This is a genomic window from Bifidobacterium sp. LH_230, assembly GCF_056357555.1.
This window is the reverse complement of the sequence record NZ_JBKEWJ010000026.1, coordinates 14,058-39,880: the sequence shown is the minus strand read 5'-3', so window position 1 is coordinate 39,880 and position 25,823 is coordinate 14,058. Positions and strand designations below refer to the sequence as shown.

Here is a 25,823-nt window from a genome sequence, read left to right as displayed (position 1 = left end):
GCGCCTCGCACATCAGACTCCGGGTCTCGTACTCGACGCCGTCGAACACCCACTTGCCCACCTGATCTCTCCTCTCGGATCATCAGGCGTTGCAACGATCACTAGAACCCGCCATGCTCGCCGATGATCACCCACCGGCGAGCACGCCCGATACGTCACACCTCGACCGGGCGCATGCGGGCCGCGGCGTCGGTGTGCGTCTCGCAGCGAATGGAGTAGAACGCAAGCAGCCCCACGGCAAGCAGCGCCAGCGGAATGCCGCCGAGACCGGTGAACCGGTAGTTCATCGCGAACGTGGTGAGCATCGTGCCGCCGACCATCGAACCGACCGCGTTGCCGAAGTTGAACGCCACCTGCACGGCCGCGCCCGCGATCAGTTCGCCGCCGCCCTGCCCGGCTTCGGTCATGAGCAGCTGCTGCGGCGCGGAGATGAAGAACAGTCCGAACGCGATCCAGAACGTGAGCAGCGCGGTCGTGAACTGGCTGCCCGGGAGCAGCAGCACCATGAACAGGCCCGCGCACGAGATCGCCTGACCGAGCGCCGCAGTGCCGGCGTGACGCCAGCGATCGGTGATGCGACCGCCGATCAGGCCGCCGACGACCATGCCGAAACCGGCGAGCATCATGAGCATCGGCACCAGCGAAGCCGGCCAGCCGCCCGTCTTCTGCAACCACGGCGAGACGTAGCTCCACCAGCAGAACACGCCCGCGTTGCCGGTGAACACGGCCGCGAGAATCACCCACGGGCCGGGCTTGGTGAGGAAGCGGAACTGGCCCTTGATGCCGGCGTCCTTGATTGGCGCGACGAACGGAATCCACGCGGCGGACAGCACGATCGTCATCGCGGCCCACGCGGCGAGGATGCCGAACGCGAGACGCCATGAGAGAAACTCGGCCATGAGCGTGCCGGCGGGCACGCCGAGCATGTTGGCGACGGTCTGACCGGTCACCATCATCGAGACGGACTGCGCCTCCTTGCCCTTGTCGGCCAGGGTCTTGGCGATGAGCGTGGCCGTGCCGAAGAATGCGCCGTGCGGCAGGCCGGAGATGAACCGGGCCGCGATCAGCATCGGCGCGCTCACGGAGAACGCGCTCAGCAGGTTGCCGACGAGCGCGATGACCATGAACAGGATGATGAGATTCTTCGGCGGCACCTTGCGGCCGAACACGAGGATGAGCGTGCCGATGCACACGCCGATCGCGTAGGCGGATATGAAGTGGCCGGCGGTCGGGATGTCGACGTGCATCGCGGCGGCGGCCTGCGGCAGGATGCCCATCATGACGAATTCGGCCGCGCCGAGGATGAACGCGCCGGATGCCAGCGCCAGCAGACTCTTCTTCATGTTGCCCGATTCCTGAAATTCGTTACGGATTCTTGATTGTCGATATGCAAAAAGAAAGGGAACCATCGAACTCGATGATTCCCTTTTATTGCAGTCGGGCTGGCGGGATTTGAACCCGCGGCCTCTTCGTCCCGAACGAAGCGCGCTACCAAGCTGCGCTACAGCCCGTTTGGCAACGTCCGCTATATTACATGCTGGAAGGCGAGAGTCAAACTTCGGCGTGTCGCGCTGAAAACAGCTGATTTTCGGCCGTGTATCGCCCGATCGCTACACTATTGATCTATGTGTGAAACCCAAGAATCCCAAGCAAACGAGGAAGAAGCTGCCGCTCCCGCGATGACCACGGTCGAGCGCGCGGAGATGCTGCTCAAGCAGGATGAGACGATCCGCGAAAAGATCAAGTCCGGTGCGACGCTGGACGAGGCCGTCGATCCGTCCAACAAGGAATTCGGCCCGCTCGCGCATCCCGAGCAGGTGCAGATGCGCGTCGCCAAGCGCGCGATGATGCTCGAGGCCGGCATCGCCCCGTACCCGGTGCATCTCGACGTGGACCACACCATCGAGGAAGTGCGCGCCCAGTATGACGGCAAGCTTGAACCCGGCCAGGAGACCGAGGACATGGTCGGCATCGCCGGCCGCGTGCTGTTCCTGCGCAACGCGGGCGGCCTGTGCTTCGTGCAGCTGTCGGCCGGCGATGGCACGAAGATCCAAGGCATGATCTCGAAGAAGGAGATCGGCGCGGATTCGATCAAGCAGTTCAAGCAGCTGGTCGATCTCGGCGATCACCTGTACATCCGCGGCCGCGTGATCGCGTCGAAGACCGGCGAGCTGTCCGTCTTCGCGACCGAGTGGGCGATCGCCGCGAAGGCCCTGCAGCCGCTGCCCGCGCTGCACAAGGAGCTCAACGAGGACACCCGCACCCGCAAGCCGTACATCGGCATGATCGCGGACGAGAAGATCCGCAACATGGTGCGCAACCGTTCCAAGGCCGTTGCCTCGCTGCGCCGCACCTTCGACGACCATGACTTCATCGAGGTCGAGACGCCGATGCTGCAGACCGTGCACGGCGGCGCCGCGGCCCGCCCGTTCACCACGCACATGAACGCGTTCGATCTGGACCTCTACCTGCGCATCGCGCCGGAACTGTTCCTGAAGCGCTGCCTCGTCGGCGGCATCGACCGCGTGTTCGAGATCAACCGCGACTTCCGCAACGAGGGCGTTGACGCGACGCATGCTCCGGAGTTCACGATGGTCGAGGCGTATCAGGCGTACGGCACGTACGACACGATCGGCCGTCTCGTCAAGGAGCTCGTGCAGAAGACCGCGATGGACGTGTTCGGATCGCACAAGGTCACGCTGCTCGATGGCACCGAATACGACTTCGGCGGCGAGTGGAAGCAGATCAGCATGTACGACTCCCTGTCCGAGGCGCTCGGCGAGGAGATCGTGCCGAACGGCGGTCCGGACAACCCCGGCACCTCCGTGGAGCACCTCGGTGAGATCGCCGACAAGCTCGGCGTGGAGCGCGACGACGTGGAGAACCATGGCAAGCTCGTCGAGCACCTGTGGGAGCACTTCTACGAGGACAAGCTGTACGAGCCGACCTTCGTGCGCGACTTCCCGGTCGAGACCAGTCCGCTCGTCAAGGGTCACCGCTCCAAGCCGGGCGTGGTCGAGAAGTGGGACCTCTACGTGCGCGGCTTCGAGCTGGCCACCGGCTACTCCGAGCTCAACGACCCGGTCGTGCAGCGCGAGCGTTTCGTGGCCCAGGCCAAGGACGCGATGGCGGGCGATGAGGAGGCCTGCGACATCGACGAGGACTTCCTCGAGGCGCTTGGCGTGGGCATGCCGCCGGCGGGCGGCATGGGCATGGGCATCGACCGACTGCTCATCGCCCTGACCGGTGCGACGATCCGCGAGACGATCACCTTCCCGCTCGTCAAGCCGCTCGCGCTCAACTAAGTGCGTGGGCCGGCGCGTTCGCCCGACGTCGATGACCGTACGCTGATGTGATCGGCGTAACCAAAGCCTCATCGGAGATTCACCACACAATATCGTTGATATGCGTGGTGAATCTCCGATTTTCGTATTCGGGCGGCCGATATGTGCAGGGCGGTAGGCTGGAACGTATGAATAACGATCCGTCGAACACATCCGTGTCATGGAAACTGTGGCTTGCGGGGACGCGGCCGCGCACTCTGCCGGCGTCGATCGCGCCGGTGGCGGTGGGGGCGGCCTGCGCGCGGAACCATGTCCGAGCGCTCGACATTTGCATCTTGATCTATCCGGAACCTGCCGAATGCGTGGCGAATCGGGCGTTGCTGCACACACTGCTCGGCCGGTTCTGGCCGGTCGCCATCCTGTGCGCTTTCGTCGCGCTGTGTCTGCAGATCGCCGTCAACTTCGCCAACGACTACTCCGACGGCATCCGCGGCACCGACGACGGGCGGTCGGCGCCCGAATCGTCCGCATCGTCGTCATCCGCGCATCAGATGGCGCTCAAACCGCAGCGGCTCGTCGCGTCCGGTGTCCCGCCGAAGCATGTTCTCGCCGCCGCGGGTATCGCCGCCGCGATCGCGTGCGTCGCCGGACTCATCGCGATCCTCATCTCGCACAGCTGGTGGCTGTTCGCGGTCGGCGTGCTCAGCCTCCTCGCCGGCTGGTTCTACACCGGCGGTCGTCACCCTTACGGCTATGCGGGATTCGGCGAACTCGGCGTGTTCCTGTTCTTCGGGCTGGCGGCCGTGCTCGGCACCGAATACGCGCTCGCCGGCACCATCGATCTGATGGGCGTGCTCGCTGCCGTATGCTGCGGGCTCAACGCGATGCTGCTGCTCATGGTCAACAACCTGCGCGATATCGATTCGGACGTGCGCCACGGCAAACGCACGCTGGCCGTACGGTTGGGGGAGCGGGGCGCGCGCATCGCGCTGACCGTGTGCGTGGTGGTCGAACTGGTGCTGTCGCTGGCGATCGCCGCCGTGCTGTGGTGGCCGTGGGGCGTGATCCTGGCGATTTCCGGCATCGCCGTGCCGCTGCGAATCCTGCGTAGCGTAGAACGTCACGACTACCGGTGGGCGCTCGCGGATGCCGGTTATCAGACGCTGTTCTTCGCGGTGCTGATCGTGTTCTGCACGATCGTATCCGGCATCTGACAGGGATGGATGGGTGGAACCGCAAACGTCACGGAAACCGGTCTCTTTGCGTGATGTTTGTGCGAGTAAGGATGGGTTGCTGACGGCAATGTCACGCAAGTGGATTGGTTCGCGTGATGTTGTGGTGAGCAGAGGCGAGTTACTGGCGGCAATGTCACGTACAGTGAGCGGTTCGCGTGACGTTTGGGCTAGTAAGAGTGATCTACTATCCACAACATCACGCAAGATAGGTTGTTTGCGTGATGTTGTGGATAGGATGCGGCGGTTGGTCGCAGAAATGTCACGCGAATAGGCCGCTCCGGGGGAAGGACCGGACGGCGGGAGGTTGGCGACGATGGGATGTCGGTCGACAGATTGCGCGACAAAAGTAAGACAAACGCTCGTGTCTGGGCTGGCGGGGCGGTAGACTGGGCCGTATGACTTACAAACTAGTACTGCTCCGTCACGGACAGAGCGCATGGAACAAAACCAATCAGTTCACCGGCTGGGTCGACGTCCCGCTGACCGAGCAGGGTGAGGCCGAAGCCAAGCGCGGCGGCGAGCTGCTCAAGGAGAAGAACGTCCTGCCGGACATCGTCTTCACTTCGCTGCTGCGTCGTGCGATCAACACCGCCAACATCGCGCTGGACGCCGCGGATCGTCTGTGGATCCCGGTCGAGCGCAGCTGGCGTCTCAACGAGCGTCACTACGGCGCTCTGCAGGGCAAGAACAAGACCGAGATCCGCGAGGAGTACGGCGACGAGAAGTTCATGCTGTGGCGTCGTTCCTACGCGACCCCGCCGCCCGAGATCGACCCGAACGACCAGTACGCGCAGAACCACGACCCGCGCTACACCGGCGATCCGGTTCCGGAAGCCGAGTGCCTGGCCGACGTCGTCAAGCGTGTCGAGCCGTACTTCAAGTCCGACATCGAGCCGCAGCTCAAGGCCGGCAAGACCGTCCTGATCGCCGCCCACGGCAACTCGCTGCGTGCCATCGTCAAGATGCTCGACAACCTGACCGAGGAAGAGATCGCCAAGGTCAACATTCCGACCGCCATCCCGCTGCTGTACGAGCTTGACGACGACTTCAAGCCGGTTAAGCCGCGTGGCGAGTACCTCGACCCGGAGGCCGCCGCTGCCGGCGCCGCCGCTGTCGCCGCTCAGGGCCAGAAGTGATCTGAGTTTGATGGTTTCATGGTGAGGCCATAGGGCCGTGAAACCGTGAGACCATGATAATCGGGGTGGTCGGGAGTATGCTTCCCGACCACCCCGATTTTTGTATGTTGAGCGTTCCTCGTTTCTGGATGTGGTTGCGGGTACGCTCCCTCAGTCACGCTTCGCGTGCCAGCTCCCTCAGCCGAGGGAGTCGAGATATGCAAGAAGCCTCCCGGAAAAGGGAGGCTTCTTGCATATCTAGCGGAGTGCGTGCGTAGCCGACCGTGAAGATCAGTCGACGGCGCCATCCTCGTCGCGGGTCGGCTCCTTGCTCGGGTCAAAACCCGAGACGATGAACACCACGCGACGCGCGGCGGACACGGCGTGGTCGCCGAGACGCTCCATGAAGCGGCCGAGCAGCACCACGTCGATCAGCTGCTGCTTGGTGCCCTTCCAGTCGTCGGACAGCGTCAGTTCGAAGGTCTTGTGATGCAGCTCGTCGAGCTTGTCGTCGTTGCGGATGATGCGGTCGGCGATCTTCGCGTCGCGGTCGGCCAGCATCGCGACAACGTTGTCGGCCGTCTCGTCGAGGAAGTCCTGCATCTGCTTGAAGATGTCCTTCGCCTCTTCCGGCAGCGGGGACTCCGGGTACGCGCGACGGGCCGACTCGGCGATGTGGCGGGCCAGATCGCCCATGCGCTCGAACGTCGCGGCCAGACGCAGCGTGGAGACGACCACGCGCAGATCGGTGGCGACCGGGGTCTGCTTGGCGAGCAGCTTGACGCACTGGTCGATCACGCTGGATTCAAGGGCGTCGATCTCGATGTCGCCGTCGATCACGGCCTGCGCCGCTTCGACATCGGTGTCCAGCAGCGCCTTGCCCGCGCCGTTGATGGCCTTGCGAACATCCTTGGCCATGCGGTCGAGGTCGTCGGCGACGGCCTTCATCTCCTCGTTAAAGATAACGCGCATTGTTGTGCCTTTCCTTTCAACACTTCTGCAACCTATACCAGTGTATTCTGCGCGTCCGTTGTTTTCCAACAACGTAGCGATAAAGCCACGCGACGTTTAGGCATTGTTCACGGAAACGTTCACCTTGCATTCATCTGCTCGGCATGTCGTTAGCCTTCACACTCGCGATGTGAGAAAATGGAACGTATGCCCGACTACCTGCAAACCATCATCGTGTTTGTGCCGTTCTCCATCATGGGTCTGGGGTTGGTGACCTTGGTGGTGTTCTGGATCTACGATCTGATCCGTCCGATGTTCGACAACCGTTTCGTCGGCAAGGACGAGCAGGACGAGACGAGCGGCCGGCGGGAGCGCGTCGACGACCGCGCGGACTCGTTGCCGCATCGGATCGTCGCGTGGTTTCATGTACTGTTTCGCAAGAGGACCGACGACGATGCCGAGACCGAGGATCTCGATACGGACACCACCGCGCTGCTGGCGATGCTGCCCGAGGCGACGGTGGTGATCAACGACCGTGACGAGGTGATCCGCGCGAATCCGGACGCGTACACGCTCGGCGTGGTCGATGACGAGTCGATCATCAGTGACCAGGTGCGTGACGCGGTGCGTGAGGTGCGTCGCGTGGGCGGGCGCAAGCAGTTCGATCTGACGACGCATACGCGCGAGCAGGACAGTCCCGATGCGCCGGTGAAGGTGCGCGGCGTGGTGCGGCCGAACTGGCTGAAGATCACCGTCGGCAAGGTCGGCGATTTCGTGGTCGTGCTCATCGACGACGTGAGCGAGGCGATCCGGTTCGCGCAGGTGCGCGACGCGTTCATCAACAACGTGTCCGAACAGCTACTCAAGCCGTCCCAGGCGTTGGAACAGCTCGCCGATTCGCTGGCGAACGATGCGTTGGACGCCGAGCAAGTCTCGTGGCACGCGCATCAGGTGCGTTCGTCGTGCGACCGGCTCAACCGCATGGTCGCCGATCTGATGCTGCTCATCAAGGCGCAGGAGCCGATCGCGCCGTCCTCCGCGAACCGGCTGAACATGATGGAACAGGTGCGTCTGGCATGCGAACGGTTGCATGCGGACAGCGCCCGATACGGCGTGACCGTCAACATCTCCGGCGACGATACGCTGACCGTGAACGGCGATGCGGAACAGGTCATCGCCGCGATTTCGAAGCTTGTGCGCAACGCGCTCGTGTATTCGCCGGCCGGCGGCACGGTGAACGTCGCGGTATCCAAGTCGGAGAACGATTCGCAGGCCGCGGTCGAGGTCGTCGACCAGGGCGTGGGCATCGCCAAGGACGAGCAGGCGCGCATCTTCGAGCGGTTCTACCGTGGCAGCAATCAGACGCTGCGTTCGCGCGACGGCATCGGATTGGGACTGGCGATCGTCAAGCACGTCGCGCTCACCCATCACGGCACCGTGACGGTGTGGAGCGTGCCCGGCAGCGGCAGCACGTTCACGTTCTCGCTGCCGCTGGCCCAGTGACCGATCGCGGATTCGCGGATCACACGCCGAGACGGCGGTAGTCCCAGCGGTCGAGGTGCTCCCAGATCAGCATCATCACGCCGATCACCGTGCCGGACGCGCACACGATCAGCCAGCGCAGCACCGGCAGGTCGAGGAACAGCAGGATTGCGCACACGACCAGCGCCACGCACCACATCGCCGTGCCGATCAGGAACGTCTTGCGCAGATCGACGCGCACGGGCTTGGGAGCGGGGCGGCAGGCGTCCGGATTGATGATCGGTGCGAATTTCATACCGTGCACTCTACCGCGAACCCGTTACCGGTACCGAGTCAGTCGGCGAGGTGCTCGACAACGTAGTCAACGCACTGGGTGAGCGCGACGACGTCGGACGGCTCGACCGAGGGGAACACGCCGATGCGCAGCTGGTTACGGCCCAGCTTGCGGTATCCGGACGTATCCACGATGCCGTTCTCGCGCAGCGCGGACACGACCTGCTTCGCGCTGACGGACTCATCCAAGTCGATGGTCACCACCGAATGAGAACGCGCGTTTGCATCGGCGACAAACGGTCGCGCGTACTGCGAACGCTCGGCCCAGTCATACAGCAGCGACGCGGACTTCGCGCACCGCGCGGTCGCCCAATCCAAGCCGCCGTTGTCGTTGAGCCAGCGTACCTGGTTCTCCAGCATGATGAGCGTCGCCACGGCCGGCGTGTTCAGCGTCTGGTCCTTGCGCGAGTTGGCCACCGCCGACGTCAGCGACAGGAACGGCGGCACCCAGCGACGCGCGCCATCCAGCGTCGCGCTCTGCTCGACATTGGCCGCACGTTCGATCGCGGCCGGCGACAGCACCGCCACCCACAGTCCGCCGTCCGAACCGAACGCCTTCTGCGGCGAGAAATAATAGGCATCGGTCTGGCTGACGTCCACCGGCAGCGCGCCGGCCGCCGACGTGCCGTCCACCAGCGTGATCGCGCCCTGCCCGAGCGAGCCGGCCACGCGCCGCACGGGAGCGGCCACGCCGGTCGACGTCTCGTTGTGCGCCCAGCAGTACGCATCCACGTCCTCGGTGAACTCGGGCAGACGGTACGTGCCGGGCTCGCCGTCGTAGATCACCGGCTGCTCAAGGAACGGGGCCGCGGCGGCCGAGGCCGCGAACTTCGCGCTGAACGAACCGTACGTGCCGAACGCGGCGCGACGGGAGATCAGCGAGGCGCACGCCATGTCCCAGAACGCGCTCGCGCCGCCGTTGCCGAGCGCGATCTCGTAGCCTTCCGGCAGACGGAAGAACGACGTGAGTCCCTCGCGGATCGAGGAGACGACCTGCTTGACCGGCGTCTGACGGTGCGACGTGCCCAGCAGCGTCGTCGCGCCCGCATCCAACGCGCGCACCTGCGCCTCGCGAATCTTGCTCGGGCCGGAACCGAACCGTCCGTCCGCGGGCAGCAGTGACTGGGGAATAGTGATCGTATTGGCCATAGCCCCATAGCCTAGCCGGTGTTTCGGATTCGCGATCGAAGAGTCCGGCACGCGGAACCGCTGTCCGGCAGTCGGAACCGTGACCATAGCCGACCGCCGACGGACCGGCAATGACCGCGCCTCGTTGTAAGGTGCATGGCAGTGACGGAAGTGTGATGCGATCACCTGATTTCCGTTGATGATTGAAATTGACAGATAACAGTGACTCGGTGGTTGCATCGGAACCCGGCAAGGAGTGATACGGATATGCGGCATGGATCTCATAAGGCGCACAAGGCTGCACCTCAGTATCTTCAGCTGGTGCAGTCGCTGTTTGCCTCCAGCCGCGGTTCCCATTCGACCCGTGCCGTACGCGCCGTGCAGATCGCCAATGGCGGTGCGATCATCGGCCTCGATCAGGCCGTCGTGGACAAGCTCAACGAAGTGGCCCCGCAGTCGCGTCGCGCCATCCGCGAAGCGGCCCGTGCGGCCGAGCGCAAGTCCACGTTCGTGACGTCCGCGTCCCTCGCCGCGCTTGTCGGCACCGCGGCCAGCGCGATGGCGTTCGCCAATGCCAACGGCGTCGATTTCGCCGCCGACGATCAGGCGACCACGACCACGCAGATGAAGCCGGTCACCGCCGACGCCAGCGCGGCCGCATCCCGTTCCGAAAGCCGCACCCCGTTGAGCGAGCTGTCGTCCTCCGTGGCCGGCACGTCCGGCAACAGTGCGTCCGGCACGTCCACGTCTTCCGATTCGACCGCGCAGCAGACCGCCAACGAAGGCGACTGGTCGGTCGACGGCGATTCCGCGTCGCTGGACGTCAACAGCATGTCCAAGTCGATCGCGAACAACACGGTCGTCGCCTCGCTCATGGATCAGGACGCCGGCATCCTGCCGAGCGGGTTCGATCCGAACCATGCCACCGGCGAGAACGGCGGCAACGCGTATCCGTACGGCCAGTGCACGTGGTACGCCTACGAGCGCCGCGTGCAGCTCGGTCTGCCGGTCGGCTCGTACTTCGGCAACGGCGCGGATTGGGCCGATTCCGCGACGACGTTCGGCTACTGGGTGGACAATACCGCTCGCCACGTCGGCGACGTGGTGGTCTTCCAGCCGGGTCAGCTGCAGGCCGATTCGTATTACGGCCACGTCGCGATCGTCGAGAAGATCCACAAGGACGGTTCGATCGAGGTGTCCGAATCGAACGTCAAGGGACTCGGCGTGATCTCCAGCCGCACGATCAGCGCGACGGATGCGGCGCAACTGCAGTTCATCCACTACTGATTCGTCGTTGACCGTTGCGAACCGGCGGTGATCGGTCGGTCGCTGTGCGATTGACTGTTCGATCGACTGATGTGTGCTGCTGTTCGCTGATCGCGTATGTGCTGGTGTGATCGATCACAATTTCGGTTTTGCTTGCGATCATGAGCGATGATGTGCGATGTTGATCGGCGTGTCGCCCTAGATATCGGTGATCAGCACTTGTCGTACTACTATATATAGGCCGGTTCGGGAATGTCCGCATGGTACAGTCGGACCCTATGAGCTCGAATACAACGATCGCGTCCATGCTGGCGACCGCCGTTTCGGTCGCGGCTCTGTTCACGTTCGCCGTGCCATCCGCACAGGCCAACGTCACCGGCGAGGCCAACACCAATGGCACCGCCGTCACCTCGTTCCGCTCGTTCCCGTCCTACACCGCTGTACGCAAGGACCTGACCGTCGAACACACCTCCACCGACGTCGAGACCAGTGCCGATTGGGGCAGCACCGAGTCGCTCGACGTGCCGCAGACCAAGTCGCAGGCCGAGCAGGAGCGTGAGGCGGCCGAAGCCAAGAAGAAGGCCGAAGCCGAGGCGCGCGCCAAGGCGGAAGCGGAGGCGGCTGCCGAACTGGCCGCACAGGCCCAGTCGCAGGCCGCGAGCCGCAGCCAGCAGCGCACGTCGACCTCGGAATCGTCGTCCGCGGCCGCCGGCAGCGAATCGTCTTCGTCGTCCTCTGCATCGTCGTCGTCCGCGTCCTCGTCGTCGGTCGCGGAAGTTTCCGGCAGTGCGGGCGCGGCCGTGGCCGCCGCCTACGCGCTGCTCGGTCAGAGCATGGACTGCACCGCGCTGGTCAGCGCCGCGCTGGCCGCGGGCGGCATCAACTTCCACGGTTGGCCGGAGGAATACGCGGGTCTCGGCGAGCACGTCAGCGAACCGCAGCCTGGCGACATCCTCGTCTACCGCTACACCGGTGGCTGGAACGGCGGCGCGCACTGGGATCACGTCGCGATCTACGTCGGCAACGGACAGGCGATCCACGGCGGCTGGAACGGCACGACCGTCGCGCTGGCCGGCATGATGAACCCGGACGTGATCGTTCGCGTCTTCTGATCGTCCGTATCGAATATTCGTATCGTGTGCTGTCGCGGGCGATGCGCGATCCGTCGCGGCGGCCACGATTCGACGTCCATCCAAACTGTATGTTCGCTGGGATATCACTGAATTTTCGGGCGTTTGTGCATATCCCGTAGTACTGTCGGCTGGTGATGAATATAAAGCGTAATGTATCTATGATCGCCGCTGTTGCGGCAATGTCGTGCATGATGGCCGTCGCGGTCGCGCCGAACGCGCTCGCCGCCGATGCGGCCGGTACCGTCACGTCGTCCCGTTCGTTCCCGAAGGCGCAGACCGTGCGCAAGGACCTGTTGGCCGAAGCGACCTCCACGTCGGTGAACGACGACGCGAACTGGGGCAGCACCGAGAACCTCAATGTGCCGCAGACCCAGTCTCAGGCCGAGAAGGATGCGGCCGCGGCCAAGAAGGCCGAGGAAGAGGCCGCCAAGAAGGCCGCTGAGGAAGAGGCGGCGGCGCAGGCCGCTGCGGCACAGGCGCAGGCCGCGGCCGCCAGCCGTTCCGAGGAGCGCGAGTCCATCACGACCGATACGACCGGCACCTCGTCCGATACTTCTTCCGCTGATTCGAGTGCGTCTTCGTCGGCGTCCTCCACCACGAGCACGTCCACGTCCAACGCGAGCGCCGACGCGATCGTCGCCTACGCCACGCAGTTCGTCGGCGCGCCGTACGTCGCCGGCGGCAATACGCCGAGCGGCTGGGACTGCTCCGGCTTCGTGCAGTACGTGTTCGCGCAGTTCGGCATCAGTCTGCCGCGTACCTCCGGCGGCCAGGCGGCGGTCGGTACCGCGGTCGCCAGCATCGCGGACGCCAAGCCCGGCGACATCGTCGCCAACGCGGACCATGCCGCGATCTATATCGGCAACGGTCTGGTCATCAACGCGCTCAACCCGTATCAGGGCACGCAGATCACCGGTCTGGACTCGTTCTACAGCGCGTATTCCATCCGTCGAGTCCTCTGACCTACTTCCCGCACATTACGCAGCCAATAGGCATCAACGCGAACGGCATCCAATTTCGGATGCCGTTTTGTGTTTTTTCACACGTTTTTCCGCGTGGGGAAACACGCGATTTGTGCGTTTGACGGGTATTGTTAAGTGGTGAGGGCGGCGCATAGAAGCGCCGAACGACGTAAGGAGGTCGTCATGATCAACGACAAGGCAATTCTCGTGGGCGTCGACGGTTCGCACGCCAGCTATAAGGCCACATGGTGGGCCGCGAACTATGCCAAGCATGCCGGACTCACGCTGCAGATCGTCTGCGCATACTCCCTGCCCAGCTACGCCGCGGTATCGTTCGATGCCACCTATACCGCGATGGGCGACGACAATGCCGCGCATTCCGACGCGCAGGAGATCCTGTCCAAGGCCAAGGCCATCGCCGACGAGCAGGGCGTGGAGGCTGCCACGCTGATCGTCACCGGCGATCCAGCATCCGTGTTCGTCGAACTGTCGCGCAACTACAACCTGATCGTCATCGGCAACCGCGGCAAGGGCGGATTGGCCGAGCGGCTTCTCGGCACGACGTCGTCGTCGCTGCCGGCGTACGCGTACTGCCCGATCGTCGTTGTGCCGTACACCGACGACGACGGCAACCTGATGCACTTGAACAATACGATCACCAAGGTCGCGGTCGGCTCCGACGAATCCAAGTGGGGCCTGAAGGCGCTCGAGATCGCGGCCGCGTTCGCGGACACGTGGGGCGCCGAGCTTGACGTGATCTCCGCGGTGCCGAAGATCCAGGGCATCGACGGCGAGGAAGGCGTGATCGAGTCCTACAAGGAGGATCTCGACGTGCGCCTGAAGCCGATCGTGGAGGCGCATCCGGGACTCAAGGTCAACAAGCAGGTCGTGCCCGGTTCTGCGGTGAACGCGCTGACCAAGGCCAGCTGGGACCACGATGTCGTGGTCGTCGGCTCGCGTGGCCGCGGCGGCTTCACCGGACTGCTGCTCGGCTCGACCAGCCAGGGACTGCTGCAGCACGCCGTGACGCCGGTGTACGTGGTGCCGCGCAAGTACGTTGAGGCCGCGGAAAGCCGCCTCGACACGGTGCCGAGCTCGCCGGCCGAGGTGCCGACCAAGTCGCTCGACGAGATCAGCGGCGTCGAGGAGGTCGCGGTGCCGACCGCCGAGCCGGAGGTCGCGGCGAAGATCGAGGCCAAGATCGATCCCGATCGCCAGTAGCTCGTTCATCAGTAGATAGCGGTTGCCCGGATGCGTCGTGCTGAGATATCTATCTCGGCGCAACGCATCCGGGCAATTGTGATTGACCGCCGAATATAGTTGCGCTGAGATGGTGCCAGCGCAACTATATTCGGAAATTTTGGCCGGTTTCCTGAAATTGTTGCGTTGACGAACGCTCAGTGCAACTTTTTTCGGCGATCAACCCGGATTTCCGAGAATAGTTGCGCTGGGGTAGTATCAGTGCGACTATTCTCGGATCGCCAGCGGGAACATCGGCGAGATCAGTGACGAATCGTCACGTTCATGCGCACGGGGGTCTCCTGCACGTAGGTGTGCTTGACCGTGCAGCCCTTGTCGATGTGGCGGGTGACGCGCTCCTTGAGCTTCTCGGCGTCCTCGTCGGTCAGGTTAGCGTCGGTCGCGTCCACGACCACCTGCTCGTCGAAGCTGGTGTACGCGTCGCCTTCCGGATCGTACTGGCCGTCGACCACGATCCTGGCGCCCTTGCCCTCGCCGAGCGTATGCTCGACCGCGAACTGGCTCGACAGCGCGGCGCAGCCGGCCAGCGCGATCTTCATCAGGTCGCCCGGCGTGAACACGCCCTTGCCCTTGCCGAACTTGATATGCGCGCCGTCGTCGCTGAACGCGTCCCACGAACCGTCCTTGTTACGCTCGACCCACAGTCGCTTGCCCATAGTGTCCTCCTTGGAGTCCATCTGTCCGCGCGTCGCGCCGATCGCGTCGCGTCGTCACCATCCAATCTAGCCCACCCGAGCCGTTGGATGTCCGCCGCGCGCATAATATGGCGGCTGTCGGTTGCCGCTCAGCGTGACGAAACCGCGAGCATCCATCCTTTCCTATCCCGAATATCACGCAAACAGTACTCCCGGCGTGATGTTTTGGATAGTATCGCCCGGTTCTAGCAATTTTGTCACGCGAGCGGTGTTCTTGGCGTGATGTTTTGGATAGTTGTGGGTTGGTCCTATCCCGAACATCACGCGAATGGTGTTTCTGTCGTGATGTTCTGGATAGTATCGGCCATGTACTGGCGGTTTTATCACGCAGAGCGGGGCGGCCGCGGTCATCGTCTGGCCGTGACAGGCAGTCTATCGTTGGTCGCCGCAATGATAGTGATGGACGGAGTACGCAGCGATGACAGGCCGGCCGAAACCACTGGCCGTACGCTCGCGATGCCGGCGGGCATGTATGCTGGAACGCATGGCTTTGACACCTGAACAGCTTGCTGACATCCGCACCCGCATCCCGGCCCGACCGGCCACTGACATCCCCATGCCGTACGAGGATCTGGTGCGTAAGATCCTGACCGAAGGCACGCTCAAGTCGGACCGCACCGGCACCGGCACGATCTCCCTGTTCGGCCAGCAGATCCGCTTCGACCTGTCCGGCGGCGACTTCCCGCTGCTGACCACCAAAACCGTGTTCTTCAAGGGACTCGCCTACGAACTGCTGTGGTTCCTCAAAGGCTCAAGCAACGTGCGCTGGCTGCAGGAACACAACGTGCACATCTGGGACGAGTGGGCCGACGAGAACGGCGATCTCGGCCCGGTCTACGGCGTGCAGTGGCGCAGCTGGCCCGCGCCCACGCCCGAGGACCCGAATCGCACCATTGATCAGATCTCGAACGTGCTCGACTTGATCAAGCACCATCCCGACTCGCGCCGCATGATCGTCACCGCATGGAACCCTGCCGAAGTCGACCAGATGGCCCTGCCGCCGTGCCACGCGCTGTTCCAGTTCTACGTGGCCGACGGTCGCCTGAGCTGCCAGCTGTACCAGCGGTCGTGCGACATGTTCCTCGGCGTGCCGTTCAACATCGCCTCGTACTCGCTGCTCACGTTGATGATGGCGCAGCAGGCCGGACTCGAGCCGGGCGAATTCGTGTGGACCGGCGGCGACTGCCACGTCTACGACAACCACATCGATCAGGTCCTCGAACAGCTGTCGCGCGAGCCGTATCCGTACCCGCAGATCAAGATTCGCAAGGCAGATTCGCTGTTCGACTACGATTACGGCGACTTCGAGATCGTCGGATACCAGCATCATCCGACGATCAAGGCGCCGGTGGCGGTGTGACCACGGCGGCTGGGCTGACCGATATCGTACGGTCGCGTCGCCGCCGCGTCGCGGTGTGACCGTACACTTGTCCCCAGTCCTAACCCAAGGAGTGAGTGAAATGGAGCATGACAGTAGCCGCAGTGGCTATCACGAACCCGAGCCCGGAATCGCCGGGCTTGAGAGCGGGGAGGATTGGGGTGACGATTTCCCCAAGACCTTCTCGGTGAACCTGATCTGGGCCGAGGCGCACGACAAGGAAGGTCATGACGGCGCCATCGGTTTCCAAGGCGGCATGCCGTGGCATTTGGCCGAGGATATGAAGCATTTCAAGGAGCTGACCGTCTCGCATCCGGTGATCATGGGCCGCAAGACCTGGGAGTCGCTGGACCCGAAGTACCGTCCGCTGCCGAACCGCGACAATATCGTCGTCTCGCACGACCCGCAGTACCGTGCGCTCGGCGCGACCGTGGCCGAAAGCCTGGACGACGCGATGGACTTTGCGCGTCAGGAGGCGATTCCCGACGACGGCATGGACCGCAGCGAGATCTGGGTGATCGGCGGGGCGCAGCTGTTCCGCGAGGCGCTGCCTTTGGCTTCGAAGGCGTACGTGACGCTGCTCAAGGCCAAGGTCGACGCGGATACCTACGCGCCGGACGTGCGCGATCTGGTCGATCTGGGCCTGTGGCGCGTCGCCGACGAAAGCCATTGGATGAAGCCGGCCAAGTGCGAGGACGGCATCGAGGCGTATCGTTTCGTCACGTACGAGAAGACGCGCTGATTATCGCCGACCACACCTGGTTGTAATCGGCTGTATCTGACCGTAGTCGGTCGGTACCGTTCGCCGCTGATCGTCATCGATCATCGTCGATCATGTACCGACCGATACCGACCGTGACCGACGGTTCGTGACCGTATCCGATCGCGGTCTTACTTATTCCAGACCGAAATTGCGCGCACCGCGCCGACCGAAAGCAGTATCGATGACCACCAACCACCCGTACACCGTGATGACCGTCTGCACCGGCAACATCTGCCGGTCGCCGATGGCCGAGATCATCCTGCGCGCCGAATTCGAGTCGCGCGGACTCGCCGACCGCGTGCGCGTCATGTCCAGCGGCGTGTCCGACGAGGAATACGGCAACCCGATCGACCGCCGCGCCGTGCGTGTGCTGCGCGCCGACGGATACGAGATCCCCGCGCACCACTTCGCGCACCGTATCACGCGCGAGGAGATCAACGAAAGCGACCTGTTCCTGCCGATGACCGCGTCGCACATGCGCGCGCTGCTGCGCCAGCTGCCGGCCGAAAAGCGCCCGGAAGTGCACATGTACCGCAGCTTCGACCCGAACCTGCCCAAGCTGGCGACCGGACGCGAGGACGAGATCGATTTGGTCGACCCGTGGTACGGCGGCCCGCACGAGTTCCAGGTCGCGATCGACCAGATCAAGGAAGTCGCGCCGTACATCGTCGACTGGGTCGAGGCGCGACTGGAGGCGTAGCGCGGGCCATCACCGGTCATTGCAGTCGAACGCAACTTGTCGCCTGTCATTCGACCGAGTGCGACCGGCTACCTGTCATTTCGACCGAACGAAGCGAGCGGAGCAATCCCATCCAACGGATTCCCGCTCGCTTTGTGATATTCGCGACACCGATCTCGCAACATCGCCCGCAGCAAAGTCTTGACATTTGTAGCCGCATCCCCGTATCGTGTGAACGTGTCAAGCACGGGGGCTCGCGTGGCGAGCTGAGAGGGGCGCACTGGCCCCGACCGTCGAACGTGATCCGGGCAATACCGGCGAACGAAGTCCTTGATCGTATCTGGACTGCGCGCGCCGGTCCGCCGACCGACTGCCGCGTTCGCTCCGCCGAGTTCCTCGCTTGAAGACAACGACAAGAAAGCGAGAGAGATTATGTCTACCGATTCCAAGACCCCGGCCGCGCGTCCGTCGCTGCGCTGGAGCGTCGCCGACATCACCGTCGCCGCCGTCATCGCCGTCGCATCCGGCGTGATCTTCTGGGGCGCGGGCATCGTCACGCAGCCGCTCGAGGCCGTGTTCACGTTCCTGCCCGGCTCCGACGCGCTGCTGTGGGGCCTGTACTACTTCGCCGGCCCGCTGGCCGCCATCATCGTGCGTAAGCCGGGCGCCGCGCTGTTCGCCGAAGTGATCGCCGCGCTCGTCGAAGCGCTGCTCGGCAGCCACTGGGGTGGTCTCGGCACCCTCATCCCGGGCCTTGTGCAGGGCCTGGCCGCCGAGCTCATCTTCATGATCTTCGCGTACAAGGCGTGGAACCTCGCCGTCACCGTGCTCGCGGGCGCTGCCGCCGGTTTCGCCGGCATGGCCGTTTCGTGGGTCATGTACTACCTGGGCTACGACGCGTTCTTCATCGTCACCGCGTTCGTGTGCAGCACGATCTCCGGCGTGATCTTCGCCGGCGTGATCGCCTGGTTCCTGTATCAGGCGCTCGCCAAGACCGGTGCGCTCGACCGCGTGGCCGGTGGCCGCGACGCCGCCGCGCTCGTGTGAGCTGGCTGGCCGGCTGCGACTGCTGTGCGGCTGGCTGATCGACCGATACATCGAACGGTGACCTGTGATCGATATCGCGGGTCACCGTTTTTTACTGCCTGATTGACGCATGCTGGTCGGACGGGATGCGGGGCGTAATCCGGGACGGGATGCGGGCGTAATCCGGATCGGGATTGTCGGGCGTTTGCCGATCAAGAGGCGCCGAATATTCGCGTGATGTTTTTGATAGCAGAGGCCGGATGCTAGCTGAAATATCACGCGAATGGATCATCTGGCGTGATGTTTGGGATAGTAACGGTGGGGTGGTAGCGGGAATATCACGCGTATAGATCATCTGGCGTGATGTTTTTGCTAGTAGTTGGGAGGTAATAGCAGAAATATCACGCAAGAAGGCTATCTGGTGGGATGCCTGAGGCGTTATGCGCTGCGGTCAGCCGTGATTCGGTAGGGTTGATGCTGAGTTCTGCGGATTGATGTGGAATGTTGTCGACGACCGGAAACGGATGGAGGATGCCATGCGTCATGCTGCTGTATCGATAGGCGCGTTTGCGTCGCTGTTGTCCGATGCGCACTGCCATGCGGATGATGAACGGTTCGTCGCCGTGCAGCGCAGGTACGGCGTGAGTTCGGTGATCAGCTGCGCGAACGGTGACCAGTGGCGGCATACGTTGGCGTGGATCGGTGATGGGTTGGCCGGCAACGAAACGGCTGACGGCACGCGGGTGGGATCGACAGTCGGTCCGCGTGACGGCGATGCACCGTCCGTCCGTGCCAGTTTCGGCATCCATCCGTGGGATGCGGACCGGTATCGCATCGCGGACGCGCTGCCGTATCTCGAACAGACCGCGATCATCGGTGAGATCGGACTCGACGGCGAGTGGACCGACGTGCCGTTGACCGATCAGCTGTCCGTGTTCGAAACACAGCTCGACTACGCGAGCCGCCATCGCAAGCCGGTCGTGCTGCACACCAAGTCGCACGAACGCGAGGTGCTCAATCTGATCCGGCGGTATCCGAACCGGTACATGGTCCACTGGTATGCGTGCGATCGTTGGCAGGACGACTATCTCGACCTGGGCTGCTACATGTCGATCGGACCGGACGTGACGACCGACGAGTCGGTGCGCTCGCTGGCGCGGCGGATTCCCGACGATCGGCTGCTCATGGAAAGCGACGGACTCGAATCGCTGACGTGGGCGCTGGGGCGCGAGTATGGCGTCGATGATTACGTTGGCGCACTGGTTGACTTGCTGCGAACGTTGGCGGGGATTCGACTTGGTGACGGTGAGCGGTTCGTCGGCTATCGCGATGACGGGTCGATCCGTGATGGCCGGGCCGATGACGGACTGACTGACGATGATCCGTTGCCCGACGATCGGTTCGCGCGGAATCGGTTGGCGGGTGACTGGTCTGCATGCGACTGGTCTGTGGATGATCGGCTTGCGAGGGCGATGATCGATCTCGCGGCGCTGACCCGGCGCAATCTGGAGTCGTTCTGTGCCCCTATTCCAAGCCGGCCGCTATAAATAATCCCATGACTATCGAAGAATCAACCGCCGATCAGACGCCGTCCGACTCCGTCTCGACCGCGGATGCGTCCGATGCACAGGAACGTTCCCCGTTGTACGGTCGCAAGGTGCTCTCGTTCGTGCGTCGTTCCGCGCGGCTGGATGACCGTCTGCAGCGCGCATGGGATACGTTTGCGGACACGTACCTGCTTGACGTCAACGCGCGCGAAGGATCGCTGGATGTGCGCGACGGGCTGCGGGTCGACGCTGATTTCGTGCGCGAGACGTGGGGCAACGATCATCCGCTGATCGTGGAGATCGGCAGCGGTCAGGGCGAGAACGTGGTCGCCGCTGCGGCCGCGCGGCCGGACATGAACTTTCTGGCGCTGGAGGTGTACGATCCCGGCGTGGCGCACACGTTGCTGCTGGCCGGCAAGCAGCATCTAGCGAACCTTCGCATCGCGCAGGTGAACGCGCCTGAGCTGTTCAAGGCGTGCGAGCCGGGCGTGCTGGCCGAGGTGTGGACGTTCTTCCCCGATCCGTGGCCGAAGATGAAGCATCACAAGCGGCGCATCGTGCAGCCGGAACTGGCCGGCGACGTGCGGCGCGCGTTGGCGGACGGGGGAGTGTGGCGCATCGCCACCGACATCGAGGACTACGCGCTGCACGTGCACGAGGTGATGGATGTCGCGGAGGGTTTTGCGAACGTTGGCTCGCTGACCGTCAGCCTGCCGACCGAACATGTGGGCAAGGGCAACGCCGACACGGCGGCCGATCTGCCGCACGCCGATTTCCGCGAATCCGAGCGGTTCGACGGCCGTGTACTCACCAACTTCGAGAAGAAGGGGCTAGCCGCGGGCCGTGTGATTCACGATTTCACGTACCGGGCCGTGTGAGTCGGTGGAAGCGGGGCGCGCGGATCGGAACCCGGGTTGCCGGCGGATCATGCATATAGGCCCGATCCGCCGGTGGCACGCGTTGGCCCCCGGTATTTCGCCGTTTTACGCGCTTGATAGCGTCGTGCCGTCAAGTGCGACACGCCGATTTGCGCAACTCCATAGTCTCGCGTATTATCAATCGAGTTGTTCGCCCCCATCGTCTAACGGTTAGGACACCAGACTTTCAATCTGACAACGAGAGTTCGACTCTCTCTGGGGGTACTCACCGGCTCCGGGTTCCACGAGGTATCGTGGCCCGGAGCCTTTTGTTTCCAACGGTTTCAGGCCGCCAGCCTGGCCTTCAGCTGCTCGCACAGGAAACCCGGCGGTGGCCACTGCCACCAAAGATGCACCTCCGTCACTGTTCATTCCGCGCATCATCTGCTCGTACATCGACGCATCCAGCAGGGAGAGCGGGGGGACGTTGAAGAATTCCGCCACTGCGGCGATGTCCTGGATGGTCCAGGAAGTCTTGCCGGTCATCTTCGCGGACACGGCGCCCCTCTTCAGCCCCAGTGCCGCGCAAAGTGACTGCTGGGTCATCCCGCGGCCGGTCAGCTGCATGTTGACGTTCCAGATGAATACCCTCTGCAGGTAGTCGCCGAGTCCATTGGATTCGGTCGACGGTTCGATTTTTGCCATATCAAGTCCTTTCAGATTGGAGTTGTCCAATATCGATGGACATAATCCTACAACAATGATTTGCCGCTGTGCAAGTTTCTTGCTATATTGTCTATTGTGAATGGACTGACGGCAAAAATAATGGATTCTCCGATGCGTCGCTATATGACGGCGGCGGGTCTGAGCTGCCGAGACCTCGCGAGGGAGATGGGTACGTCCAAATCCTCGGTCGCGGGAAAGGTCAACGGCTCGATACCGTGGCAGCAGTCCGACCTGATCTGGCTGGCCATTCACCGAAACCTGTCCCCTGGGTATGTGCTCGGCATCGACGCCTATCTTACGGATGGCGGGTGGAAACCCGAAACGAGAATCCCCGGACCGGCTGGAACCCGGCGCGGGGATTGAACGGCAACAACCATGGAGCCGCGGGCGCGCATATCCGCCAAGATCAGACGCCCGTCGTTCCGATTCCCCGAAGGAGGGTCATCGCCATGACCGATTCTACCAATACCGCCGGCATTCGCCCGGCATCCGTCTTCGAGCCTAATCGCCAGCGCGACGCCGCGCGGCGGACGACGCGGGCCGGCGGCAAAGTCGATCTGCGCATCGCGAAGGCGCATGTGCTGTCCATGCTCGCCCACCCGTCCCGGGGCTCGCGCCGCTGAGGCGCGCGTCCGCGGACCGTTTCCCCGATACCGGCCGAACCATGTGGTGGCTGGTCGTTGCCGCCGTGTGCGTGTCCGGCGGCGTTCTCTCGTATGCGTTGTGCCGCGCCGCCCGTCTGGGCGACGACATCGGCGCGAGGCTGCGCGAACGCCGCGAAGCGGCCCCGGAGCATGACGGCGGGAAGGTCGAACGATGAGCAGCAGAGCCGAGAACTGGGCATGGGAGCGCGACGACGTCAAGGGCATCACCAAGTTCGTGCTGGTGTACCTGGCCCGCCGCGCCTACTACGACGATGGCGCCGCCGCGTGGCCGAGCGTGGAGACCATCGCGTTCAACTGCGGGTGCTGTGAGCGCACCGTGATCCGTTCGTTGCAGGAATTGGAGCGTAAGGGCTACATCAGGCCCGGCGACCAGGAGATGTCGGCGCGCAACCCGCGCACGCGCAAGCCGATCGCCAAGGGACACCGCTCGCGCGTGTGGGACGTCGTCATGGACGGCGACCACGCCGCCGAGAACATCGAGGAGAAGCCCAGGAATCTGGACGCACTGGCGGAAGGCGACGGCAAATCGAATCCAGACAAGGACAATTTGTCACCCGACGGATTGTCACCCGAACCGAAGGTCGTGGAGCCGAGGACAAATTGTCCCGGAATCTTGGACAGAAAGTCACCCAATAGACAAGTGATAAACAATTCTCCCCTCATCCCCTTCGGGGATGCTCCCCTCAACGCTGAACAAGCCTCCACGAAGACCGAACCCGTTCCGGCGACCGATTGGGGCAAGGCCCTGCCTCCCAGGGGCTGCAGGAACCCGCTATGGGTGCCCGAACCCGGCAAGCTGCCCGAGCCGGTCACGGAACGCGCAGGCCAGGAGGTGCGCGTGCTCGACGGCATCCGCCGGCGCATGCTCGCCGTGGACCAGAGGTTCGATGTTCCGGCGACCATGGCCGACCGCAAGGCCGTCCACTCGTTGCTGATCGATCGCCCGTACGGCGAGATCGTCGCGACGATGGACTGGGCGTACCGCAACCGCTACTGGCTTCCCCGGCTCACCAGCGGCGCCAGGTTCGCCGCGAACTACGTGCAGCTGCGACTGGAAATGCTCACCCATCCCGATCCGACGGGCAAGCGGGCGCCGGACGCTCCGCTGCCGGTCGTCAAGGATCCCAACCGGGCGATACCGGTCAGCTCGTCGTCCGCGAGCCGTGTGCCGATCTACGGGGCGGCGCTGCTGCGCACCTCGCTGTGCCAGGAACACATCGAAGGCGTCATCTCTCAGGAGGCGTGCCCAGTGTGCGCGTACGACAAACGCAACCACGCCACCCACGACGTCGCCGGACGGCGCAAGGCGAAGACCGGCGCGTCGGCGGAGGCGGTGGTGCGGCCATGAGCGGGGATGGGCAGCGTCTTGAGGCGTGGAAGAAGGCCGGCGAATGCCGCGACTTCCCGCAACCATGGTCCGACTACCTGTGGTCGCTGGAGTTCGAGCACCGTCCCGGCGACGCGAAGGCGTTCCACTCGGTCGCCAAGGCCGTGTGCGAACGATGCCCGGTACGCGCCGAATGCCTGGCCTACGCGGCCAGCGGAGGACTCGAATGGGGCGTGTACGGCGGCAAGGTGTGCACCGACCGGCGCAGGATCGCGCGCATGGCCGAAGCCGACGGCGTCCCCTGCCGGGACCGCGGCCTGCCGTGGCCGCAACGCTGGCGGCTGCTCACGGACTGGATACGCGCCCACCGGAACGTGTTCAACGAAGCCACCGGCGAGGCCAGCGCCGAACGCCAGCAACGACGCCTGCGCGCACGGGTCAGGACAGCCGATCGCCCCGCCCCGCATGAGCCGTCAGACAATCAAACAATCAAGCAAGCAGGAATCCAAGCAATCCAGCAAGCAAACAATCAAGCGATCGACTGACCGGGTTCGCATGATCGCCGGCAGTCGCAAAGGAGAAGAACGAATGCGCATCGCCATAGCCAACGCCAAGGGCGGGGTCGCGAAGACCACGTCCAGCATCTACATCGCCTCGGTCATCGTTTCCAGAGGCGGCAGGGCCGTCGTGTACGACGCCGATCCACAGTCCAGCGCGAGCCTGTGGGCCGCTGCCGCGGAACAGACCGCGGACCCGCTGACGTTCGACGTGCTGCCCGCCAACCAGGCCACGCTCCGCCAGCTCGCCGCGGGCGCCGACCCGGATGAATGGGCGATCATCGACGCGCCGCCGCAGGGGCCGACCCTGGACATGGCCATCAAGGCGGCCGACTTCGTGATCGTGCCGGCATCGGACTCGCCCATGGACCTCCAGCAGGCATGGAGCACCCTCGACATGGCCAGGATGAGCACGCCCGCCGCGCTGCTGCTGGTCAAGGCCGAACGCAACACGAAGGCATTCCGCGACACCATGGACGCCCTCAACGCCATGGACACTCCCCGGTTCGACACGATCGTGCCGAAGGCCCAGTCCTACAAGCGTTCGCTCGGCACCAACCCGCACCAGCTGGGCGAATACCGCGACCTCGTCACCGAACTCCAGCAAATCGCCGGAAAGCAGGAGTGAGACCATGCAGGGCAACTACCAGCCACTGGCACGACCGGTGCCGTTCGACGACGTGCTGCGCCAACAGAACAAGACCTCCAAGGCCACGGGCGAACCGTTGGTCATGCTCTCATTGCGCATACCCGTGTCGCTCAAGACCCGGCTCAAGACCACGGCCGCCGCGCACGACCTGCCCATGCAGCAGCTCCTACGCGACGCCATCGAACGCGAGCTCGACCGGCTCGACGGCGACGACGAGCCATGACCCGTCAGACAATCAAACAATCAGGCAATCTGACAATCCAGCAAGCAAACAAGCCAACAACCAAACATTCAGGCAGTCAAACATGCAGACGCGATCCGGCAAGCCGGCGCGTCTGCGGAAAGGAGACACTATGGACTATTCGATGGAGGTCTCCGTACTCGGCGACCGGATCAGCATCGGCGAGGAGGCGCACGTCATCACCCTCGGCGTGAACACGGGATTCCCCGCGGGCTCCACGGCGGGACTGGCGTACACGCTCTCGCCATTGCAGGCCCGCGTGTTCGGCGCGCAGATGCGTGCGGCCGCGGACGCCGCGGAGGGGCATCCGGGCATGCCGTCCGACGAGGAGGTGAACGCGGCGGCGAAGGTGTTTTGCGGCGGCGTGTGGAACGGGTTCGATCCCGCCAGCATGATGCCGATCGAACAGTTCGACCGGTTCTGGGGAGACGGCGAGGGCCACCAGCTCTACCTGGAGATCGCGCGCCACGCGCTCATCGCCGCCCGCATGTCCATCCTCGCCGGGCAAAACGAAAGCTGACAAGCAAACAAGCCCGCATGCAGGCAATCAAGCAAACAATCAAA

26 protein-coding genes, 2 tRNA genes, 1 pseudogene and 1 riboswitch are annotated in these 25,823 nt (G+C 63.9%); of the genes and pseudogenes, 22 read left to right on the top strand and 7 right to left on the bottom strand.

Going from position 1 to position 25,823, the window contains the following annotated elements; all coding sequences use genetic code 11:
* Nucleotides 1–155: 155 nt before the first annotated feature.
* Both AC1A0G_RS10835 and AC1A0G_RS10830 read right to left on the bottom strand, forming a co-directional pair.
* Nucleotides 156–1,343 carry an MFS transporter gene (locus AC1A0G_RS10835; RefSeq protein WP_476529647.1) on the bottom strand — a complete coding sequence of 396 codons (1,188 nt, stop codon included), beginning with the start codon at nt 1,341–1,343 and terminating at the stop codon, nt 156–158.
* A gap of 94 nt (nt 1,344–1,437) precedes the next feature.
* Nucleotides 1,438–1,511: transfer RNA gene (locus AC1A0G_RS10830), tRNA-Pro, on the bottom strand.
* 114 nt (nt 1,512–1,625) lie between these two features.
* Here AC1A0G_RS10830 and lysS point away from each other — a divergent pair.
* The 3 genes from lysS (at nt 1,626) to AC1A0G_RS10815 (ending at nt 5,655) form a co-directional block, all read left to right on the top strand.
* A complete protein-coding gene (gene lysS / locus AC1A0G_RS10825) occupies nt 1,626–3,305 on the top strand; it encodes a lysine--tRNA ligase (RefSeq protein WP_476529645.1) in 1,680 nt (559 codons plus the stop codon).
* A gap of 194 nt (nt 3,306–3,499) precedes the next feature.
* Nucleotides 3,500–4,498, top strand: a complete 999-nt coding sequence (gene menA, locus AC1A0G_RS10820) for a 1,4-dihydroxy-2-naphthoate octaprenyltransferase (RefSeq protein ID WP_476529653.1) — start codon at nt 3,500–3,502, stop codon at nt 4,496–4,498.
* Nucleotides 4,499–4,914: 416 nt separating this feature from the next.
* The gene (locus AC1A0G_RS10815) at nt 4,915–5,655 is read left to right on the top strand and encodes a phosphoglyceromutase (RefSeq protein WP_152358234.1); all 741 of its coding nucleotides are present in this window, start codon (nt 4,915–4,917) and stop codon (nt 5,653–5,655) included.
* 270 nt (nt 5,656–5,925) lie between these two features.
* Here the strand turns inward: AC1A0G_RS10815 and phoU are convergent, their stop codons facing one another.
* Nucleotides 5,926–6,606, bottom strand: coding sequence for a phosphate signaling complex protein PhoU (gene phoU, locus AC1A0G_RS10810; RefSeq protein WP_214372425.1), 681 nt, complete (start codon nt 6,604–6,606; stop codon nt 5,926–5,928).
* A 186-nt stretch (nt 6,607–6,792) separates the two neighbouring features.
* Here phoU and AC1A0G_RS10805 point away from each other — a divergent pair, with 186 nt between their 5' ends.
* Entirely contained in the window at nt 6,793–8,088 is a 1,296-nt protein-coding gene (locus tag AC1A0G_RS10805) for a sensor histidine kinase (protein ID WP_476529642.1), read from the top strand.
* 19 nt (nt 8,089–8,107) lie between these two features.
* Here the strand turns inward: AC1A0G_RS10805 and AC1A0G_RS10800 are convergent, their stop codons facing one another.
* Entirely contained in the window at nt 8,108–8,362 is a 255-nt protein-coding gene (locus tag AC1A0G_RS10800) for a hypothetical protein (RefSeq protein ID WP_476529640.1), read from the bottom strand.
* A 38-nt stretch (nt 8,363–8,400) separates the two neighbouring features.
* Nucleotides 8,401–9,549 carry a phosphoserine transaminase gene (serC, locus tag AC1A0G_RS10795; protein ID WP_476529638.1) on the bottom strand — a complete coding sequence of 383 codons (1,149 nt, stop codon included), beginning with the start codon at nt 9,547–9,549 and terminating at the stop codon, nt 8,401–8,403.
* Nucleotides 9,550–9,795: 246 nt separating this feature from the next.
* Between serC and AC1A0G_RS10790 the strand changes: the two genes are divergently transcribed.
* From AC1A0G_RS10790 to AC1A0G_RS10775, 4 genes are all read left to right on the top strand, one after another.
* Nucleotides 9,796–10,815 (top strand): CHAP domain-containing protein, encoded by a 1,020-nt coding sequence (locus tag AC1A0G_RS10790; RefSeq protein WP_476529636.1) that lies wholly within the window; start codon nt 9,796–9,798, stop codon nt 10,813–10,815.
* Nucleotides 10,816–11,072: 257 nt separating this feature from the next.
* A complete protein-coding gene (locus tag AC1A0G_RS10785; protein ID WP_476529634.1) occupies nt 11,073–11,906 on the top strand; it encodes an NlpC/P60 family protein in 834 nt (277 codons plus the stop codon).
* A 179-nt stretch (nt 11,907–12,085) separates the two neighbouring features.
* Nucleotides 12,086–12,889: a C40 family peptidase gene (locus tag AC1A0G_RS10780; RefSeq protein WP_476529632.1), complete on the top strand. Its 804-nt coding sequence runs from the start codon at nt 12,086–12,088 to the stop codon at nt 12,887–12,889.
* A 183-nt stretch (nt 12,890–13,072) separates the two neighbouring features.
* The gene (locus tag AC1A0G_RS10775) at nt 13,073–14,110 is read left to right on the top strand and encodes a universal stress protein (RefSeq protein ID WP_214372420.1); all 1,038 of its coding nucleotides are present in this window, start codon (nt 13,073–13,075) and stop codon (nt 14,108–14,110) included.
* A 281-nt stretch (nt 14,111–14,391) separates the two neighbouring features.
* Here the strand turns inward: AC1A0G_RS10775 and AC1A0G_RS10770 are convergent, their stop codons facing one another.
* Nucleotides 14,392–14,805: an OsmC family protein gene (locus AC1A0G_RS10770; protein WP_476529630.1), complete on the bottom strand. Its 414-nt coding sequence runs from the start codon at nt 14,803–14,805 to the stop codon at nt 14,392–14,394.
* A 595-nt stretch (nt 14,806–15,400) separates the two neighbouring features.
* On the opposite strand from AC1A0G_RS10770, the gene AC1A0G_RS10765 reads away from it, so the two are divergent.
* From AC1A0G_RS10765 to AC1A0G_RS10735, 7 genes are all read left to right on the top strand, one after another.
* On the top strand, nt 15,401–16,204 hold the full coding sequence (locus AC1A0G_RS10765; RefSeq protein ID WP_476529651.1) for a thymidylate synthase: 804 nt from the start codon (nt 15,401–15,403) through the stop codon (nt 16,202–16,204).
* Between the two features lie 100 nt (nt 16,205–16,304).
* The gene (locus AC1A0G_RS10760) at nt 16,305–16,964 is read left to right on the top strand and encodes a dihydrofolate reductase (RefSeq protein WP_476529628.1); all 660 of its coding nucleotides are present in this window, start codon (nt 16,305–16,307) and stop codon (nt 16,962–16,964) included.
* A gap of 202 nt (nt 16,965–17,166) precedes the next feature.
* On the top strand, nt 17,167–17,685 hold the full coding sequence (locus tag AC1A0G_RS10755) for a low molecular weight protein-tyrosine-phosphatase (protein WP_476529626.1): 519 nt from the start codon (nt 17,167–17,169) through the stop codon (nt 17,683–17,685).
* Nucleotides 17,686–17,902: 217 nt separating this feature from the next.
* A riboswitch (TPP riboswitch) is annotated at nt 17,903–18,007 on the top strand.
* A gap of 89 nt (nt 18,008–18,096) precedes the next feature.
* On the top strand, nt 18,097–18,711 hold the full coding sequence (locus tag AC1A0G_RS10750; protein WP_476529624.1) for an ECF transporter S component: 615 nt from the start codon (nt 18,097–18,099) through the stop codon (nt 18,709–18,711).
* Between the two features lie 515 nt (nt 18,712–19,226).
* Nucleotides 19,227–20,237: a TatD family hydrolase gene (locus AC1A0G_RS10745; RefSeq protein ID WP_476529622.1), complete on the top strand. Its 1,011-nt coding sequence runs from the start codon at nt 19,227–19,229 to the stop codon at nt 20,235–20,237.
* An 8-nt stretch (nt 20,238–20,245) separates the two neighbouring features.
* A complete protein-coding gene (gene trmB, locus AC1A0G_RS10740) occupies nt 20,246–21,115 on the top strand; it encodes a tRNA (guanosine(46)-N7)-methyltransferase TrmB (RefSeq protein WP_476529620.1) in 870 nt (289 codons plus the stop codon).
* Nucleotides 21,116–21,307: 192 nt separating this feature from the next.
* A tRNA-Glu gene (locus AC1A0G_RS10735) sits at nt 21,308–21,379 on the top strand.
* A gap of 159 nt (nt 21,380–21,538) precedes the next feature.
* Here AC1A0G_RS10735 and AC1A0G_RS10730 read toward each other — a convergent pair.
* Nucleotides 21,539–21,799: pseudogene (locus AC1A0G_RS10730) on the bottom strand (helix-turn-helix domain-containing protein); the annotation flags it as partial.
* A gap of 470 nt (nt 21,800–22,269) precedes the next feature.
* On the opposite strand from AC1A0G_RS10730, the gene AC1A0G_RS10725 reads away from it, so the two are divergent.
* From AC1A0G_RS10725 to AC1A0G_RS10695, 7 genes are all read left to right on the top strand, one after another.
* Nucleotides 22,270–22,443, top strand: coding sequence for a hypothetical protein (locus tag AC1A0G_RS10725; protein ID WP_165775776.1), 174 nt, complete (start codon nt 22,270–22,272; stop codon nt 22,441–22,443).
* Nucleotides 22,444–22,484: 41 nt separating this feature from the next.
* Entirely contained in the window at nt 22,485–22,640 is a 156-nt protein-coding gene (locus tag AC1A0G_RS10720) for a hypothetical protein (protein ID WP_162835005.1), read from the top strand.
* Complete coding sequence (locus AC1A0G_RS10715) at nt 22,637–23,833, top strand: helix-turn-helix domain-containing protein (protein ID WP_476529617.1); 1,197 nt, start codon at nt 22,637–22,639, stop codon at nt 23,831–23,833. The genes AC1A0G_RS10720 and AC1A0G_RS10715 overlap by 4 nt, the downstream gene beginning before the upstream one ends.
* Complete coding sequence (locus AC1A0G_RS10710) at nt 23,830–24,357, top strand: WhiB family transcriptional regulator (protein ID WP_476529615.1); 528 nt, start codon at nt 23,830–23,832, stop codon at nt 24,355–24,357. Before AC1A0G_RS10715 ends, AC1A0G_RS10710 begins: the two co-directional genes overlap by 4 nt.
* A 43-nt stretch (nt 24,358–24,400) precedes the next feature.
* A complete protein-coding gene (locus AC1A0G_RS10705) occupies nt 24,401–24,997 on the top strand; it encodes a ParA family protein (protein ID WP_033495365.1) in 597 nt (198 codons plus the stop codon).
* Between the two features lie 4 nt (nt 24,998–25,001).
* The gene (locus AC1A0G_RS10700; protein WP_033495367.1) at nt 25,002–25,241 is read left to right on the top strand and encodes a hypothetical protein; all 240 of its coding nucleotides are present in this window, start codon (nt 25,002–25,004) and stop codon (nt 25,239–25,241) included.
* Between the two features lie 130 nt (nt 25,242–25,371).
* The gene (locus AC1A0G_RS10695; protein WP_476529613.1) at nt 25,372–25,779 is read left to right on the top strand and encodes a transcriptional regulator; all 408 of its coding nucleotides are present in this window, start codon (nt 25,372–25,374) and stop codon (nt 25,777–25,779) included.
* The last annotated feature ends 44 nt before the right edge of the window (nt 25,780–25,823 follow it).